Genomic DNA, 16996 nt, shown 5'->3' with positions numbered 1-16996 from the left:
CCTTGCCATGTCCCTCGGTTCAATCTTCGATTCTCAGGATCTTCTCCTGGCCTCGTCTGGCACCCAGTCCTCGCCTACCGAACCTTCAGGTCAAGGGAGACGTGTCAAGCCCTACCTGCTGACCACCAGCGAGGCAGGCATCTTTCCCAGTGGGGACCCCCTCACTGATCATCAAAACCTGCAGGGTTTCATCGATGATGTCGCCACGGATGGCATCCTTGGGGTCATCGAGGCGGGACACTGGTATGCCCATCGCAAGCTTCTGCTCCGGGATGGTATCCGCCTCACGGGGCGGGGCATGAATCGGACCGTCATCGAAGCCCCAGCTCAGGCCTGGAGTCAGGATCGCTATACGCTGATGGATCTCGAGGTCGGTACCAGCCTCTTCGAGAACGGCGCTTTTCTCTCCGACTTCACCCTGATCGGTGCCGACAAGGGGGCCACTGACAACGGTGCGCTGTTGATCCTTGAAGGGCTTTCGGACTTCCTGGTGGAGCGGGTCCAGGCCGTGGATGCCTCCAGCTATGGCATCTTCGTGGCCGGCTACGGCGTAGGCCGCTTTACCAACGACATCCACAGTTCGTTTTGGAACTCCACGCACCGCGGCATCATTCGACAGTGCCGAGCAGTGCGTGGCCAGGTGGGCATCGGCTGCGAAGGTGGCGCCCAGAACGTGCTGATCATGGCCAACCACACCGATGGTCAGGCCCTGCACGGCTTCCGCCTGGCGTCCGCCTATGACACCCAGATCATCGCCAATAGCGCCGTCAATACCCGCAATGCCTACTGGATCGATCGTCACAAGGGTGTTCACGTCCTGCACAACACGGCGACAAGCGTGGAGCGAGGCTGCGTCTACGGCGGGTTTCATCGTCATCGAGACGAAGAGATATCACGGGGTCTGTGGATTATCGGCAATCGCTTCAACACGACGAAGTCCGCCATTACCGACGCCTATCAAGGCACATCCGACAAGTTCACCCGCAGTGTCAAGATAAAGGACAATATTCTCGAAGGGGGCAACATGCGTCTGCTCTGGTCGCGGAATGTCGATATTCAGGGAAACGACGGGGATGGCAGCAATGCGATCATTACCTCGCATCAGGTGAGTGGCCGGGTTGGCAACAATTTCATGAAGCTTTTGAACCGCTCCGACAGTCTCGAGGATCTGGGGGGGAATGTGAGCCCCGCCGAGTCCTGAGCGCGTCCTGGCCCTACTTGTACTAGAAGACTCATCCTATCAAGCCCTATACCTTTCATCCCCATCGTTAGGGGTTGCTCAGTACTCGTGGGTAGCCCCGGTCCTTCCCACAAGATGTCTCGTTGGAAAGCTCCTTCGGTTGAAAAAATTATCCTTTGATATCAAATATCTGTAGATTACTGATATTTATTTCCATTATTTTTAACTCCTGAAATGGCTGAAGTTTGGTATGAGAAATTTCACCTGAGTCATGATTCGATAAATGTGTAACCTTGTGTAATCATTATTGAGAGGCTGTAACAGATACCTTTCGTTTGTTGCCTATCCCCGACGTAACGTTCAACAGAAAACGAGAAGAGCGAGACGTGATACGAAAGGCGATCAACGAAGGACCAGCACCCAAGGAAGGGCGATAAAGGAAGGGCGATAAAGAAAGACGGAAGCGCATTCGTTGGCAGCATTAGAATGGGTGGAAACTTAAGGAAGGGGCAACCTCTTAAGGCTTATCACACGCTCAAGTTGATATCGCCTGCTCGTCTTCATCCAGCGCTTCGACGAAGCACGGATCGATGGCCAATAGGTCGATGATACAAAGATCGATGATAAAATATCGATGACAAATAGACGATGAAAAATAGCAAGATGAAACACATCGGGATGACTTAGAGGGGAAAAAGCATGTTTCATTCTGACCCCAGCACGCGGTCGCCGAATATCATTGAAGCAAGGGAGGCAACAACAATGAAGAGGCTTGTCCATGGCGCCTGGTTCGCCATCTCACTCTTGCCCGTAGGTGCGATGACGGGCTGTTCCTTGGCGCCCGGCGGCCACATCGACTATGAGTCGACCGAGCAGCTTTCGCTTGATGATCAAGTCGATATCGTCCCGATTACGCCATCCTTGATATCAACCTACCGTGCCCAGAGCGCAGAGCCGACCTCACGGACCATGTCGACCGAGATGCTTCGCCAGATGGAGAACTATCAATATCAGGTAGGTGCCGGTGATGTACTCAATATCATCGTCTATGACCACCCGGAGCTGACGATCCCGGCGGGTAGCGAGCGCAGTGCCGAAGAGTCTGGCACCCTGGTGCACTCCGATGGCTCCATCTACTACCCCTACATCGGCAATATCCAGGTGGAGGGCAAGACGGTCGAAGAGATCCGTCGGATACTCACCAGCCGGCTCTCCACCTACATCGCCGACCCGCAGATCGAGGTCAGCGTGGCGGCTTTCCGCTCCAAGAAATTCTATGTCAGCGGCGCCGTTGAAAACCCCGGGGTCCAACCCATCACCAACGTGCCCATCACGCTGTTGGACGCCGTCAGTCAGGCAGGGGGCGCGGCGGATAACGCCAACTGGCATCACGTGACCCTCAATCGCGACGGTCGGGAAATCACCCTGTCGCTGTACGAGATGCTCAAGAATGGCGACATGACGCAAAACCGGTTGATGCGGCCCGGCGACGTCCTGCATGTCTCGTCGGCCGAGAACCAGGGCATTGCCATCATGGGGCAAGTGCGTAACCCCGGCCAAATCCTCGCCGGACGGGAGCGCCTGACCCTGACGGACGCCCTGTCTCGGGCCGGTGGTGTCGTCGAGTCTCGCGCCGAGCCCTCCGGCATCTTCGTGATCCGTGGCAACGGTCAGGGCAGCGAGAAGATGGCGACCGTCTTCCAGCTCGACATCTCCAATGCAGTAGCGCTGAACATGGGGTCCTACTTCCCGTTGCAGCCGCAGGATGTGGTCTACGTGACCTCCGCCCCATTGGCACGCTGGAACAACGTCATCAGCTTGCTGCTGCCTTCCATCAGCCTGCCCGGCAACGTGGCAAGTACGGCTACCGACGTGGGCGATCTCTAATGCGCCAAGGTTGATGGTGACGGCCGGCATCCCTGGGTAATCCACCAGGCATGCGGTCGTCACCCTCCTTGTCGCGATTCCTGGTCTCCCCACCACCTGCCCTCCAGGGACGAGGTCAACATGAACAGCTTGAATACCAGCAGCAATCCCGTCCAGTTAGGGCGGACGATACCCACCGCCACGAGCATGCCGTCTCCGAATGATGAGAACGTTGACCTGGGGCGCATGTTTGGCCTTCTCCTGGATAACAAGTGGAAGATCATCTTCCTGACCCTGCTTTTCGGTCTGGGGGGAATGGTCTACTCCATGCTAGCCACGCCCATCTATCAGGGGGACGCCCTGGTTCAGGTCGAAAAGACCGGCAACTCCAGTGGCGCCGACGAGATTGCCGCCATGCTGCTTGAAGAAGAACCCAGAACGGCGGCGCAGATGGAGATACTGCGTTCGCGGATGATCATCGGACGCGCGGCGAATCAGCAGAAGCTGGATATTTCCGTGTCCCCGGTGACGGTACCCGTGATCGGCGATTTTCTGATTCGCAACGATATTCGTCGGCCAGGTTTCGCTGAAGGCAGGCCTGAGGTCTGGGGCGGCGAGAGCGTTACCGTCGACTCCCTGAGTACCGCGCCCGAGCTGGTGAACCGGCCGCTGATTCTCGAGGTGACTAATGGAGGTGGCTATCGTCTGCTGGACCAGGAAGGTGAGCCTCTTCTCTCCGGTATGCCCGGCGAGCGTGTCACGTCCGAAGAACCCTGGATCGAGATTCGGGTCAGCGAGCTCCAGGCCCCGGCCGGGGCCCAGTTCCAGGTCGTCAAGCGTAGCGAGCAGGCGGCCATCAACAGTCTCAAATCACGCTTCAGCGTCAGTCAGCGGGGGGAGAGTGATACCGGTGTGCTGCAACTGCTCCTGACTGGGCCTGATCGTACCGAGGTGGGCGCCACCCTCGATACCATCGCCGAAGTGTATCTGACCCAGAACATCGCCCGGCAGGCTGCCGAGGCGGAAAAGAGCCTCGAGTTCCTCGACAAGCAGTTGCCGAACGTGCGCGAGCAGTTGGTCGAGGCGGAGAATCGGCTCAACGAATACCGCTCCGAGCAGGACAGCGTCGACCTGAACCAGGAGACGCAGAACGTGCTCAGCAGCATGCTGGACATCGAGAGCAAGCTCAACGAGCTGGAGATGCAGGAGTCGGAGATCTCGCGGCGCTTCACGCCAAACCACCCGCAGTATGCCGCCCTTCTGGAACAACGTGCCCAGTTACAGCGTGAGAAGGCCAAGCTGGAGGAGCGGACCGGCACCCTTCCCGAGACGCAGCAGCAGATCCTGCGCATGACGCGTGACGTCGAGGTCACCCAGCAGATCTATGTGCAGCTGCTCAATCGCATGCAGGAGCTCAATATCGCCAAGGCCGCGACAGTGGGCAACGTGCGTATCATCGACTTCGCTGCCGTCTCGACCGGGCCGATCAAGCCCAAGTCGGCACTGATCGTGATCGCCGCCATGCTCGCCGGCCTGGTACTGGCCGTCTGTCTGATCCTTCTGCGCAACATGCTCAACAAGGGCATCGAGAGCGCCGAGCAGCTGGAAGACCTCGGTATTCCGGTCTATGCCACCGTGCCGCGTTCCAGTGACCAGATGAAGCTCGTCAAGCGGGTGAAGTCGCGTAATGACAAGGCATCCTCGCATGCCATCGGTAGCTTTCTGGCCAAGCTCTATCCGACCGATATGGCCACCGAGTCCATTCGCGGCCTACGTACCAGCCTGCACTTCGCGATGATGGATGCCCGTAACAACGCCATCATGATCACCGGGCCGAGTCCGGGTATCGGCAAGAGCTTCGTTTCGGCCAACCTTGCCTTCGTGTGCGCCCAGGCCGGCCAGAAAGTGCTGATCATTGACGCGGACATGCGAAAGGGCAACCTGCATCATATCTTCAACGATGACTCCAAGGGCGGGCTCTCCGAAGCACTCTCAGGCAAGCTGTCGCTTAAGGAGGCCGTGCACAGCTGTGACGTGCCCAATCTCTATTACATGAAGCGTGGTGTAGCGCCGCCCAACCCCTCGGAGCTGTTGATGCGGCAGAACTTTGCCGACCTCGTCGAGAGTGTCTGTCAGGATTTCGACCTGGTCTTCATCGATACACCGCCCATCCTGGCCGTTACCGATGCCTCGCTGATCGGCAGGGTGGTCGGTACCACTCTCATGGTCGCACGCTTCGAAGTGAACCCCGTGCGCGAGGTGAAGATCGCGACCCGTCGTCTCGAGAGCACCGGTATTCAGGTGAAGGGCTGCGTGCTCAACGCCATCGAGAAGACCGCTGCGATCAGCTATGGCTACGGCTATTACAACTATTCCTACAAATGATCGAGCTGTGCGGGTCGGGATAACCCCGGCCCGGTATCTCACTCAGCCAGCCAACCATGAAGGTAGAATGCCGTGAAATATCAGACTCGCACAGCAGATGCTGATAGCTTCCGTGGGCTCCGTTATCTGCACGGCTTGAGCTACTCTAACGTCGCCATGCTGACGCTCTTTCTCTATCTCTATCTGTTGGCGCCTTACTTCGACCTGCGCGTCATGGTGCTGCACGGGGGCATGCTGGCCACTGCTTTCCTGCTTATGAGGCACTTTCGCCTTGCCTTCAAGGTACTGGCACTAGAATCCGTGCTCATGGTCTTTATCGTTCTTTGCCTGTTTGCGATTTACAACCTTGTCGTAGTGGCCATCTACTCCGTTGAGTTCACCACGGCCTTTCAGACCTATCTGATCCAGGTCTGTATCTACATCATGCTCGGACTGGTGCTGGCCATGAGCCTGATGCAGAAGGCGCTGGATATGGATCAGGTGATCACCTTGATCTTCAAGCTGGTGACCTTCGTTGTCTTTGTCAATGCGCTGATCATTGTCATCGAGTACCATGTTCCTGCCTTCCGGGCCTTTGTTGAATCCATGCTCTACCTGCCGGAAAACTCCAATATCAACTACCTGACACGGGAGTATCGCCTGCGCGGTATCGCCTCGGGGGGGGCAGCCAACCTTTCACTGTTCCACGGCATGGTGCTGGTCATCATCCAGGCGCTCTATATCAAGCACAAGATTGGGGTTGTCTATACCCTGGTTGCGTCCGTCACGATCTTCACCTCCCTGCTGTTTATCGGCCGTACCGGCATTCTGATCGGGTTTATCGGCATCGTGATCTTTCACGCCCTGAATCTCATGATGGCGAGGAACAAGCTATCACTCCGCCGCTTCTTTCTCTATATCAGCTTGGCGGCGATCATCGTGGTGGCGCCACCGGTCTTCGCGATCTTCTTTCCCGATAACGTGCTCGCTTACTCCATCAGCTTCCTCTATGAAGGTGTTGAAGGCCTGCGGGAGGAGGGCACCACGCGAGCCGTTGCCAATATGTTCGAGATTCCCAACAAGTGGGGGAAACTGCTCTTCGGCGTCGGGGCTCACTGGGGCGACTTTACCCTGCAGGGAAGTGTGGATGCCGGTTACATGCGCATGCTCACCGCCCTGGGTATTCCGCTCGCCCTGGCGTTCTACTGCTTCTATGCCTTCCTGGCGAAGTATCTCTTCAACCTTACTCACTACAAGAGCGTCTGGATCGTGATCATGATCATCATGTTCATCGCCGAGATCAAGGAACCCTTCATCTTCAAGGGCTACTCGGCGCGTCTTGTCTGGATGATGATCGGCATGGGCATCTGCTACGCCTCCTGTTCACCCTTCCTTTCCGATCAGCGCCAGGATCAGATGCAGCCTGAAGAAGGGGGGAGGGCGAGTCACCATGAAACCTAAAACCTAAAACCTAAAACCTAAGGCGTAAGGCGTAAGGCGTGAGAAGTAACAAGAAACAAGGCAAGCGTACGAAAGCACGTTCGTCATCACAGGGAACTGGAGAATACTATGCGGGCCCTCGTCAGCGTGATCATACCCGTCTACAACAAGGAACGTTATGTTGCCAGGGCACTCGATTCCGTATTGAACCAGAGCTACCCGAAGCTGGAAGTTCTCATTGTCGATGACGCCTCGCAGGATGGCAGTCTGGACAGGGTGGCCGCCTTCCAGGACCCCCGAGTTCGTGTGCTCAAGCGAAGCGTGCCCGGTCCCGGCGGCTATGCGGCCCGCAACTACGGCATCAAGGAGGCGCGCGGAGACTGGGTGGCCTTTCTCGACGCCGATGACATCTGGATGGCCAATCACCTCGACCAGGCCATGAGCATCGCCCTGCGCTATCCGGATGTGCCGATCATCAGCGCGGCAAGACTGACGCAGAAAGGCAGTCAACAGCAGCTCGACCCCTACGGACAGCGCTACATGAGGCAGGGGCCCCAGGTGCTCTATCTCACGGACTATCTCCAGCACGCCTGCATGGGGCTTAGGGCGATGGGCACCAACTCGGTGCTGCTCAAGCGCTCCGCCCTGGTCACCCATTGTGTCTTCCCGGCAGGACGTACCGACCGCTCCGGTGATCTCTATGCCTGGGTAGCGCTGTTGGCGCGCTTGAAGCTGATGGTCTGGTCGCCCCACGTGGCCTCCATCTACAGCGGCGACATGCAGGGCGTCTCGCGTAACAGCACGCCCTCCATCGAACTCTTTCGCCATATGGTCGACGAGCTCAGACCCTGCCTCTGCGATGAAGAAGCGCGCTGGCTGCGGCTCTATGCCAACAAGATGATCAAGTACGCCTGGCTCGAGCAGAAGAAAAAGCGTGTCTCGCTGCCGTTGTTCAGGCTGCCCGGTGCCCTGTTCTGGCGTAACAATGTGGGGTACTGCCTCAAGTGGACGCTGATATCACTGGTGCCTTTTGGCGTCCTCGAATGGATGAAGCAGCGCTTCTCGTCAGAGTGAGCCCACCCGACGTCCATCTAGCCACGAGATTCGACCATGCATATCGTCCATGTCATCAGCAGTCTGTATCCGGGCGGGGCCCAGTCGGCCCTGTTTCGACTCTGCACCAGTGATACGCGCAATCGTCATACCGTCCTGACCCTGATCGGCGGCGGAGACCTCGAAGCCCCGCTTCGTGAGCAGGGGGCCGAGGTCGTCTCCATGGGGTTCTCTCGGCAGGGCGTCTCGCTGGGCGGGATGGTTCGACTATGGCGCGCCATGCGCCGCTACCGCCCCGACCTGGTCCAGACCTGGATGTACCACCCCGACCTGCTGGGTGGGCTTTCCGCGCGCCTGGCCGGCATCCGGCTGGTCTGCTGGGGAATCCGCCATACCGCCCTGGAGGCGGGGCAGAGCTCGCGCTCCTCGATTATCGCGGCGCGCCTCTGTGCCAGGCTCTCCGGGCTGGTGCCACGGCGCATCGTATGCTGTGCCAGCGAGGCGCTGCGGCTGCATGAAGCGATGGGCTATCGGGGAGCGAAGATGGTCGTGATCCCCAATGGCTACGACCTCGCCGATTACCGGCCCTTCGCGCCCGGCGAGATCGCCGCCTACCGCCGCGAACGACTGGATCTCGATGCCTCACGTCCGCTGCTGGGCATGGTAGGGCGCTTCAATGTGCAGAAGGACCACCCGACCCTGCTCAAGGCCCTGGCCGAGCTCAAGGCACGTGGTCACGACGTGCTGTGCCTGCTGGTGGGTGCCTCACTCGATGCTGACAACGCGCAACTGGCCGGCTGGATCGAGGAGCTCGGGCTCGCTTCCCATATCCGCTTGCTGGGTCGGCGCTCGGACATTCCCGCCATCATGAACAGCCTGGACCTGCACATCCTCTCGAGCGCCTTCGGCGAGGCGTTCCCCAACGTCATCGCCGAGGCCATGGCCTGCGGGACCCCTTGTGTCGGCACGGACGTGGGCGATACCGCCCAGATCATCGATGACACCGGCTGGGTCGTGCCCCCCCGTGACCCTCAACGGCTCGCGGATGCCATCGAGGCCGCCTTGAACGAGCGTGAGCAGGCCCCCGACGCGTGGGAGCAGCGCCGCCAGGCCTGTGCCGCGAGGATCGGGGAGCACTTCACCATCGATCGGATGGTGACGTCGTACAACGCGGTATGGAGCAGCTGCATGAGCGCCGCCACATGACTGGACAAGGACACGCCATGAAATTTCTCATCATTGCCGGGGCTCCAGGGTCGCTAGTTCATTTTCGCGGCCACCTGATCGCCGAACTGATCGCCCAGGGGCTGACCGTGCATGCCGCCGCGCCAGGGCTGACACCCGACAGCGAGGTACACGCCAAGCTCACGGCGCTGGGGGCGTATCCCCATGAGATTCATCTCGATCGAACGGGCATGAACCCGGTGGGTGACATTCGCACCCTGATCGAGCTGATTCGGCTGGTGCGGCGCATCAATCCTGACCATGTGCTGGGCTACACCATCAAGCCGGTGATCTTCGGCACCCTGGCTGCCGCCATGGGCGGTTGTCCCCATCGCTATGCGCTGATCACCGGGCTTGGCTACACCTTCCTGGAGGCCAAGGAGAGCCGGCGGCAGCGGTTGGTCAGCGCCATCGTGACCCGCCTCTATCGTCGGGCGCTGCGCCATGCCCACAAGGTCTTCTTCCAGAACATCGATGACCAGACGCTGTTCCGTGAGCTCGGCGTGCTCAATGGCACCACGCCCTCGGTAGTGGTCAACGGCTCCGGGGTCGACCTCGATCACTATGCGTCGCATCGTCACCCCTCGCGTCGCGTCACCTTCGTGCTGGTCGCCCGGCTGCTGATCGACAAGGGCATCCGCGAGTATGCCGCCGCCGCCTATCGCCTCAAGGAGCGCTATCCCGACGCCGAGTTCCAGCTGGTGGGGGCCCTCGACAGCAACCCGCGCTCGATCACCCTCCAGGAGCTGGCGCAATGGAAGAAGGACGGCGTGATTACCTATCTGGGCAAGCTCACCGATGTCCGTCAGGCGCTGGAGAGCGCGAGCGTCTTCGTGCTGCCCACCTACTACCGGGAAGGGATCCCGCGCACCATTCTCGAAGCGCTCTCCATGGGCAGGCCGGTGATCACCACCGACACCCCCGGCTGTCGTGAGACCGTGGTGGATGGGCAGAACGGCTACCTGGTTCCGCCGCGTGATGTCGAGGGACTCACCGACGCCATGCAGCGCTTCCTCGAGACGCCCGAGCTCGCCGAACGCATGGGCGAGCGCTCACGCGAGGTCGCCGTGGACAAGTACGACGTCCGCAAGGTCAACGCCGTCATGTTAAAGGAGATGGGGTTCTCATGATCAAGCGTCTGATGGATTTCCTGGCCGCCGGCATGCTGCTGCTGCTGCTGTCGCCGGTATTGCTGGGCGTTGCGCTGCTGGTCCGCCTCAAGCTTGGCTCGCCGGTGCTCTTTACCCAGCAGCGCCCCGGGCGCCACGGCAAGCCGTTCCGGATGGTCAAGTTCCGTACCATGCTCGATACCCGGGATGCGCAGGGCCAGCTGCTGCCCTCCGAGCAGCGCCACACGCCTTTCGGCCAGCGCCTGCGTGCCACCAGCCTCGACGAGCTGCCCGAGCTCTGGAACGTCCTCAAGGGCGACATGAGCCTGGTGGGGCCGCGCCCGCTGTTGATGGACTATCTCCCCCTCTATACCCCCGAGCAGTTCCGGCGCCACGAGGTGCGCCCCGGCGTTACCGGCTGGGCCCAGGTGAACGGGCGCAACGCCATTACCTGGGAGGAGAAGTTTCACTTCGACGTCTGGTACGTCGAGCATCAGTCTCTCCGGCTGGATGTCTGGATCCTGTTGTTGACGGTCAAGAAAGTGTTCAGCCGCGAAGGTATCTCCCATGCCAACGAGATCGGCATGCCTCGGTTTCAAGGGGTGCGTTCAACCAACAATAGGGTCAACCATCATGAGTGACAGGATCAATATTCTCGTGACCGGGGTAGGCGGTCCCACCCCCCGCAGCTTCGTCAGGTCGATCCTCGATGCGGGGTGCGAACGCTATCGCTTCGTGGGCGTCGACTCGAATCCCTTGGCCATCGGGCTTTATGATCGCGACAGCTACATCGCGACCCAGGTGGTGCCAGAGTGTTCCAGCGAGGCGTACTGGCCGGCGATCGGCCGGCTCGTCGACCGCTACGAGATAGCGTTCGCCGTGGTGATGCCCGAAGTGGAGGTGCTGACCTGGGCCAGGGCCAAGGAGGCGCAGGCCCTGCCCTGTGAGGCCTTCGTACCCGACTACCAGACAAGCCGGGTGCTCCTCGACAAGAAAGCCATGCATCACGCCCTGCACGAAAAGCCCTACATCCCGGCGCATGCCAATTTCGCCAATGGCGCCAATGTCGATGACCTCTCGCTGCCTTACCCCTTCTGGGTACGTTCCACCGTGGGGTCGAGTGGGCTGGGCTCTCTCAAGGTGGCCAGTCGGGGAGAGCTCGACGAATGGATGCGCATCAATCCCGCCGTGGGCGAGTTCATCGCCTCGGAATTCCTGCCGGGCCGAAACCTGGCCTGCAAGCTGCTCTATCGCGATGGGCAGCTACTGCGCTCTGCATGTGCCGAGCGGCTGGCGTACATCATGGCGAAGGTCTCGCCCTCCGGTATCACCGGCAACACGTCGTTCGGGCGCCTGCTCAACGAGCCGCAGCTGGTCGAGATTGCCGACGACGCCATCCGCGAGGTGTTCCGCCAGCATGGTGCCAAACCGCACGGGGTATTCACGGCGGACCTCAAGGAAGCGGCAAACGGCCAGCCCATGATCACCGAGATCAACGTGCGGTTCGTTGCCTTCATGTCCGTCCTGGCCCAGGCGGGCGCCAACCTGCCGCTCGATTACCTGGAAGCCAACCTGGACCCGGGCACCTTCGCCACCGCCTATAAGCACTACACCTTCGAGGACGACTTGATCTTCCTGCGCGACGTCGACGAGCGGCCGATCCTCATGAAGGAGAGTGACCTGCTGAAGCGGGAGGTGCACGATGCTTGACGGTCCCTTTTCCCCCTGGCCCTCCTTCACCGAGGAGGAGGCCGCGGCAGTCCAGCGCGTCCTGCTCTCCAACCGGGTCAACTACTGGACGGGCACCGAGTGTCGCGACTTCGAACAGGAGTTCGCCGACGCGGTGGGCAGCGAGTACGCCATCGCCGTCAGCAATGGCACCCTGGCCCTCGAACTGGCCCTGCGCGGCCTGGGCATCGGTCCCGGGGATGAAGTCATCGTCACCTCGCGCACCTTTGTCGCCTCCGCCTCCTGCATCGCGGCGGTGGGGGCCACGCCGGTGTTTGCCGATGTGGACCGCGACTCCCAGAACATCAATCTGGCCAGCGTGGTCGCGGTGATCACCCCGGCCACCCGCGCCATCATTGCCGTGCACCTGGCGGGCTGGCCCTGCGCTATGGACGAGCTGACGACGCTGTCGCGCAACGGCATCCATATCATCGAGGACTGCGCGCAGGCCCACGGTGCCCGCTATCGCGGCCAGAGCGTCGGCACCCTCGGCAAGGTGGGCTGCTGGTCCTTCTGCCAGGACAAGATCATGACCACCGGCGGGGAAGGGGGCATGGTCACCACCAACGACCCCGACCTGTGGCAACGCATGTGGGCCTACAAGGACCACGGCAAGAGCTGGCATGCCGTTTACCAGCAGCAGCACCCGCCCGGTTTTCGCTGGCTGCACCACAGCCTGGGCTCCAACTGGCGTCTCACCGAGATGCAGGCGGCGATCGGCCGTATCCAGCTGCGCCGCCTGTCCGAGTGGTCGGCGACTCGCCGCGCCAACGCCGAGCGCATCTGGCAGTCTGCCCGCCAGTGCCCGGGGCTGCGCGTGCCGCCTGTGCCCGCGTCCAGCCAGCATGCCGCCTACAAGTGTTACGTCTTCGTCGAGCCCCAGCGTCTCAAGCCGGGCTGGAGTCGTGAGCGCATCATCGCTGAAATCGTGGCGCACGGCGTGCCCTGCTTCAGCGGCTCCTGTTCCGAGATCTATCTTGAAAAGGCCTTCGAGGGCACCGGGTGGCGACCCGAAACGCGGCTGCCGGTAGCCCGTGAGCTGGGCGACACCAGCCTGATGTTCCTCTGCCATCCGACCCTGACCCCGCAAGAGATAGAGGCAACCTGCCACGCCTTGACCACGGTCATGGAGCAGGCGGCGAGCTGAACCACGATACGACGATTAAATGATAATCAAGGACGCTGAAGGAAGGGGAGAGACACCATGATAAAGAATGCACGCCGTCGCCTGTGGCGCTCTACGCTCCACCGTATCAGCAGGGTATCCCCGGTCACCGCCGCCCAGATCCTCTATTTCAGGAAGACGGGAAAATATCTCAACGTCAGAAAGCCCAGGGACTTCAACGAAAAACTGCAGTGGCTCAAGATCTACTGGCACGATCCGCTGATCACCCTCTGCGCTGACAAGTACGAGATGCACCAGTATGTGATTCGCCAGGGGTGCGGCAACGCCCTGAACACGTTGTTGTCCGTCTACCACTCACCCGAGGAGATCGACTGGGACGAACTCCCGGAGCGGTTCGCCCTGAAGTGCACGCATGGCTGTGGCTACAACATTGTGACCCGAAACAAGCACGAGCTCGACCCGGAGGTCGTCAAGCGCAAGCTGTCCAAGTGGATGGGAGAGAAGTTCGGCAAGGGCAACCTCGAGCCCCACTACGACAAGATCACCCCGCGGATCATCCTCGAACGCTATATCGAGAACCGGGCAGGCCTGCTGCCCATGGACTACAAGATCTACTGCTTCAACGGCGTGGCCAAGCTGGTCGAGGTATGTTCGGAGCGAGAGCGCGAGCTGAAGCTCGACTTCTTCGACCTGGCGTGGAACCGCTTGGCGATCTCCTTCGAGACCCTGCAGCGTGAGTCGCCGCCTGAGCGACCCGCCTGTTTCGATGAGATGGTGGCCTATGCCGAGAAGCTGGCACAGCCCTTCCCGTTCGTGCGTGTGGATTTCTACGACAACGATGGCGTGCCGATCCTCGGCGAGCTGACCTTTACCCCGGGGTCCAGCATGTCCACCTGCTATAGCGAGTATGGCCTGCGCTACCTGGGCGACCTGCTGACGCTACCCGAAGCGCCCTTTGACCGCCAGACGCCATCGACGTCACCCCCGGGGATGCACACCATTCATCGCACCTGAGCCAGATGCTGTGGGAGCGCAATTTATTGGGATCATCGCATTTTGGATTGAAGGAGGCGAAGAACCGTTGTGGGAGCGCAATTTATTGCGCGATCCGGCGCGCAGCGGCGGCGAAAACCCCCGGGCACCTGGCGGCGCCATCGCCGAGGCGTCGAACCGGATCTGAATATCGCTCCCACAATCCCGATCCAGCTCCGGGCCACTGTGGGAGCGCAATTTATGGCGCGATCCGGCGCGCAGCGGCGGCGATAACCCCCGGGCACCTGTCGGCGCCATCGTCGAGGCGTCGAACCGGATCTGAAGATCGCTCCCACAATCCCGATCCATCTCCGGCCCCTTGTGGGAGCGAACGGTTCGACGCCTCGACTCCGCTTCGCGATCCGCCGCGCAGCGGCGGCATCAATATGCGTTGCCTCATCGAGCGAGCATGGCAATCTTAATTAGCGCTAACCGATTTCTCTGAGACCTTGCTACCTGACTTTTGCTTGAGAGTCCCTCGCCAGGTAGTGAGAAAGATCGGAGCGACTCGATAAGGGTTTTCTGCCATCCTGCTCAGGAGGCAAAAAAACGGTGTTTTATTTTTCTTTCCTTGATGCAGATCATGGCCTTCACCCCATCATCCGGCACCGCGCAACAAGAGGGTGAGAGGCATTTCGCTGCGATGCGTTTCACTGCTGTGGATGGCATGGCGGTTTGCGCATGGCTGAACAGAGTTCGAACCGATACGTGTCGCAAAGGGAGTCGTTATGCCTGTCGATCGAGGATACCTGCTCGGGCAGTTGAGGCAATCGAGGCGCACCGCCTGGAACGGTATGCTCAATACCATCAATGATCTATCGCCGGCCACGGCGGCCCAGCTGCTCTATTTTCGGCGCACGGGCAAGTACCTCAACCTCAAGCGGCCAACGGATTTCAACGAAAAGCTGCAATGGCTAAAGATCTACTGGGACGACCCGCTGAAGGCGATCTGCGCCGACAAGTATCAGGTATATCATTATGTGGCCAGCCAAGGGTGCGACCATATCCTGAATCGCCTGCTGGCCGTATACGAATCGCCCGATGAGATCATCTGGGATGAGCTCCCCGAGAAGTTTGCCCTCAAGTGCACGCACGGCTGCAAGTACAATATAGTCACCCGCAACAAGCACGAGCTTGACCCGGAGGCGGTCAGGCAGCAGCTGTGGCAATGGATGGGCGAGAGATTCGGCAGGAAGAGTCTGGAGCCGCATTACGACAGGATAACGCCGCGGATCATTCTCGAAGCCTATATCGAGACCCCGTCGGGCCTGCTGCCCTGGGACTACAAGATCTTCTGCTTCAACGGCAAGGCCAAGCTGGTCGAGGTATGTTCGGAGAGAGAGCAGGGCCTTCGCGTCGACTTCTTCGACCTCGACTGGAACACCTTGCCGATCTCCCTCGAGGAGTTGCGACGGGACACGCCGCCCGAGCCCCCTGCCTGTCTGCCCGAGATGCTGGCCTGTGCCGAGAAGCTCGCCAAGCCCTTCCCGTTTGTCCGGGTCGACCTCTACGACAATGAGGGCACCCCGATGCTGGGCGAGCTGACCTTCACGCCCAACTCCAGCATGTCGACCCGCCTGAACGAGGAGGGCCTTCGCTACCTCGGCGACCTGCTGACGCTGCCGGATGCGCCGTTGGATGACAGTTCACCTTCGATCCCCGACGCAGCCAACCGGCCGCTCGCTGACAAGCCACTCACTAACACGCCACTCACCAACACGCCACTTAGCGACCCCTCACGCTCACGCCAGGCCGGCGAAGGGTAAAGCCCCAACGGGAAAACCTCGAAGGCCCTGCCAGCGCCCAGGCCACCCGCCGGTGCAACGCCTCCCGCGGGAAGCGTTGCGGTGCTCTACTTGCGCGCTTGCTCGCAGACGAGGGGCACGCACGCCGTCATCAAGGCGCTGCATGGCGGGTTCCCGGCTCACTTGGCCAGGAATCGCCTGTGTACCGCTTCGAGAAGGGTGATGGGCACCATAGAGATCAGGCTCCACTTCAAGCAGTAGCGTACGTGTCCCTTCCAGAAAAACGCGCTCGGCAAGCCGAACAGGGGCAACGCCATGCGCTTTTTCTTCTTCTCGATCCAGGCATACTTGATCAGCTGATTGGCAGCACCCCTGACCAGAGCATGTTCGTCGCGGCTCACATGGGGGGCCAATTCCTCCACCATCTCCTGGAATAACTGGATGGTGGGCGTCGAGGTGCGCGATACGCCAATCACGTCACGGTAGGAGGTCGCCGCAATATGCGGTGACCAGACCATGACCTTGAGCCTCGCCAACAGCGTTATCCATGCATAGAGATCCCCTGAGCGCGCCGTGCGCCCCTCCGGGAATAGCTCATGGCTGAATAGCGCCGCCCGCCGAATGAGCAGGGTATTGGTCTGCATGGCACGCCGCCCCTGGCGGGCCTGCTTGATATAGTCCGCAAGATAGAGGCGCTGGGGGCCATGGGCGATAAAGTGCTGGCTGAAGGGGTCCAGTCGCTGCTGGCTGCCGAACTGGTCGAGGCGGGCGGCCGAGATGATGGGCACCTCAGGGTTCTGCTCGGCCATGTCGAGGGCGTTCTCGAGGTGGTCCGGTCGCCAGCAGTCATCCGCATCGAGGAAGGCGATCCACTCTCCCGTTGCCTGGCGGATGCCGAGGTTCCTGGCGGCATAGCCGCCCGGGCCAGGCGTGTCGCGTCTCAACACCCGGATACGCGGATCATCGAATTCTGCCACTCGCTCGAGACTTCGGTCCGTCGAGGCATCATCGACGATGAGGATCTCCAGATTGGGGGGCGTTTGATCCAGAACGGAGTGCAGGGTTCTGGCGACGTACTCCTCCTTGTTGTAGACGGGAATGATTACCGAAATGCTGGGTCCCATGGCGA

At 60.4% G+C, this 16996-nt stretch carries 13 protein-coding genes; 12 read left to right on the top strand and 1 reads right to left on the bottom strand.

Annotated features, from left to right (window positions below; all coding sequences use genetic code 11):
* Nucleotides 1-7: 7 nt before the first annotated feature.
* The 12 genes from P8934_RS11415 (at nucleotide 8) to P8934_RS11360 (ending at nucleotide 15888) form a co-directional block, all read left to right on the top strand.
* Entirely contained in the window at nucleotides 8-1201 is a 1194-nt protein-coding gene (locus P8934_RS11415) for a right-handed parallel beta-helix repeat-containing protein (protein ID WP_278031144.1), read from the top strand.
* A 678-nt stretch (nucleotides 1202-1879) separates the two neighbouring features.
* Nucleotides 1880-3067 (top strand): polysaccharide export protein, encoded by a 1188-nt coding sequence (locus P8934_RS11410; RefSeq protein ID WP_278031143.1) that lies wholly within the window; start codon nucleotides 1880-1882, stop codon nucleotides 3065-3067.
* A 120-nt stretch (nucleotides 3068-3187) separates the two neighbouring features.
* Nucleotides 3188-5431, top strand: a complete 2244-nt coding sequence (locus P8934_RS11405; protein ID WP_278031142.1) for a polysaccharide biosynthesis tyrosine autokinase — start codon at nucleotides 3188-3190, stop codon at nucleotides 5429-5431.
* Nucleotides 5432-5503: 72 nt separating this feature from the next.
* Nucleotides 5504-6871, top strand: coding sequence for a hypothetical protein (locus P8934_RS11400; RefSeq protein ID WP_278031141.1), 1368 nt, complete (start codon nucleotides 5504-5506; stop codon nucleotides 6869-6871).
* Between the two features lie 108 nt (nucleotides 6872-6979).
* Nucleotides 6980-7924: a glycosyltransferase family 2 protein gene (locus P8934_RS11395; RefSeq protein ID WP_278031140.1), complete on the top strand. Its 945-nt coding sequence runs from the start codon at nucleotides 6980-6982 to the stop codon at nucleotides 7922-7924.
* Between the two features lie 36 nt (nucleotides 7925-7960).
* Nucleotides 7961-9109: a glycosyltransferase gene (locus tag P8934_RS11390; protein WP_278031139.1), complete on the top strand. Its 1149-nt coding sequence runs from the start codon at nucleotides 7961-7963 to the stop codon at nucleotides 9107-9109.
* 17 nt (nucleotides 9110-9126) lie between these two features.
* Nucleotides 9127-10257 (top strand): glycosyltransferase family 4 protein, encoded by a 1131-nt coding sequence (locus P8934_RS11385; protein ID WP_278031138.1) that lies wholly within the window; start codon nucleotides 9127-9129, stop codon nucleotides 10255-10257.
* Nucleotides 10254-10877, top strand: coding sequence for a sugar transferase (locus P8934_RS11380; RefSeq protein ID WP_278031137.1), 624 nt, complete (start codon nucleotides 10254-10256; stop codon nucleotides 10875-10877). The genes P8934_RS11385 and P8934_RS11380 overlap by 4 nt, the downstream gene beginning before the upstream one ends.
* Nucleotides 10870-11946 (top strand): hypothetical protein, encoded by a 1077-nt coding sequence (locus P8934_RS11375; RefSeq protein ID WP_278031136.1) that lies wholly within the window; start codon nucleotides 10870-10872, stop codon nucleotides 11944-11946. The genes P8934_RS11380 and P8934_RS11375 overlap by 8 nt, the downstream gene beginning before the upstream one ends.
* Nucleotides 11939-13111, top strand: coding sequence for a DegT/DnrJ/EryC1/StrS aminotransferase family protein (locus P8934_RS11370; protein WP_278031135.1), 1173 nt, complete (start codon nucleotides 11939-11941; stop codon nucleotides 13109-13111). The genes P8934_RS11375 and P8934_RS11370 overlap by 8 nt, the downstream gene beginning before the upstream one ends.
* Before the next feature lie 57 nt (nucleotides 13112-13168).
* Nucleotides 13169-14104: an ATP-grasp fold amidoligase family protein gene (locus P8934_RS11365; RefSeq protein WP_278031134.1), complete on the top strand. Its 936-nt coding sequence runs from the start codon at nucleotides 13169-13171 to the stop codon at nucleotides 14102-14104.
* A 746-nt stretch (nucleotides 14105-14850) separates the two neighbouring features.
* The gene (locus P8934_RS11360) at nucleotides 14851-15888 is read left to right on the top strand and encodes an ATP-grasp fold amidoligase family protein (RefSeq protein ID WP_278031133.1); all 1038 of its coding nucleotides are present in this window, start codon (nucleotides 14851-14853) and stop codon (nucleotides 15886-15888) included.
* Nucleotides 15889-16046: 158 nt separating this feature from the next.
* On the opposite strand, the gene P8934_RS11355 is transcribed toward P8934_RS11360, so the two are convergent.
* Nucleotides 16047-16991, bottom strand: a complete 945-nt coding sequence (locus P8934_RS11355; protein WP_278031132.1) for a glycosyltransferase family A protein — start codon at nucleotides 16989-16991, stop codon at nucleotides 16047-16049.
* Nucleotides 16992-16996: the final 5 nt, after the last annotated feature.

The sequence above is a fragment of the Halomonas sp. CKK8 genome (assembly GCF_029625235.1).
Taxonomy (GTDB): domain Bacteria; phylum Pseudomonadota; class Gammaproteobacteria; order Pseudomonadales; family Halomonadaceae; genus Halomonas; species Halomonas ventosae.
Note: the sequence above shows the minus strand (reverse complement) of the source record. Positions and strands in the feature narration are given on the sequence as shown.

What these genes read in the sequence shown, in the direction of transcription:
- P8934_RS11370 (WP_278031135.1), top strand. Translation starts at nt 11,939, where the DNA reads ATGCTTGACGGTCCCTTTTCCCCCTGGCCCTCCTTCACCGAGGAGGAG.
- P8934_RS11380 (WP_278031137.1), top strand. Translation starts at nt 10,254, where the DNA reads ATGATCAAGCGTCTGATGGATTTCCTGGCCGCCGGCATGCTGCTGCTG.
- P8934_RS11365 (WP_278031134.1), top strand. Translation starts at nt 13,169, where the DNA reads ATGATAAAGAATGCACGCCGTCGCCTGTGGCGCTCTACGCTCCACCGT.
- P8934_RS11415 (WP_278031144.1), top strand. Translation starts at nt 8, where the DNA reads ATGTCCCTCGGTTCAATCTTCGATTCTCAGGATCTTCTCCTGGCCTCG.
- P8934_RS11375 (WP_278031136.1), top strand. Translation starts at nt 10,870, where the DNA reads ATGAGTGACAGGATCAATATTCTCGTGACCGGGGTAGGCGGTCCCACC.
- P8934_RS11410 (WP_278031143.1), top strand. Translation starts at nt 1,880, where the DNA reads ATGTTTCATTCTGACCCCAGCACGCGGTCGCCGAATATCATTGAAGCA.
- P8934_RS11395 (WP_278031140.1), top strand. Translation starts at nt 6,980, where the DNA reads ATGCGGGCCCTCGTCAGCGTGATCATACCCGTCTACAACAAGGAACGT.
- P8934_RS11390 (WP_278031139.1), top strand. Translation starts at nt 7,961, where the DNA reads ATGCATATCGTCCATGTCATCAGCAGTCTGTATCCGGGCGGGGCCCAG.
- P8934_RS11355 (WP_278031132.1), bottom strand. Translation starts at nt 16,991, where the DNA reads ATGGGACCCAGCATTTCGGTAATCATTCCCGTCTACAACAAGGAGGAG.
- P8934_RS11360 (WP_278031133.1), top strand. Translation starts at nt 14,851, where the DNA reads ATGCCTGTCGATCGAGGATACCTGCTCGGGCAGTTGAGGCAATCGAGG.
- P8934_RS11405 (WP_278031142.1), top strand. Translation starts at nt 3,188, where the DNA reads ATGAACAGCTTGAATACCAGCAGCAATCCCGTCCAGTTAGGGCGGACG.
- P8934_RS11385 (WP_278031138.1), top strand. Translation starts at nt 9,127, where the DNA reads ATGAAATTTCTCATCATTGCCGGGGCTCCAGGGTCGCTAGTTCATTTT.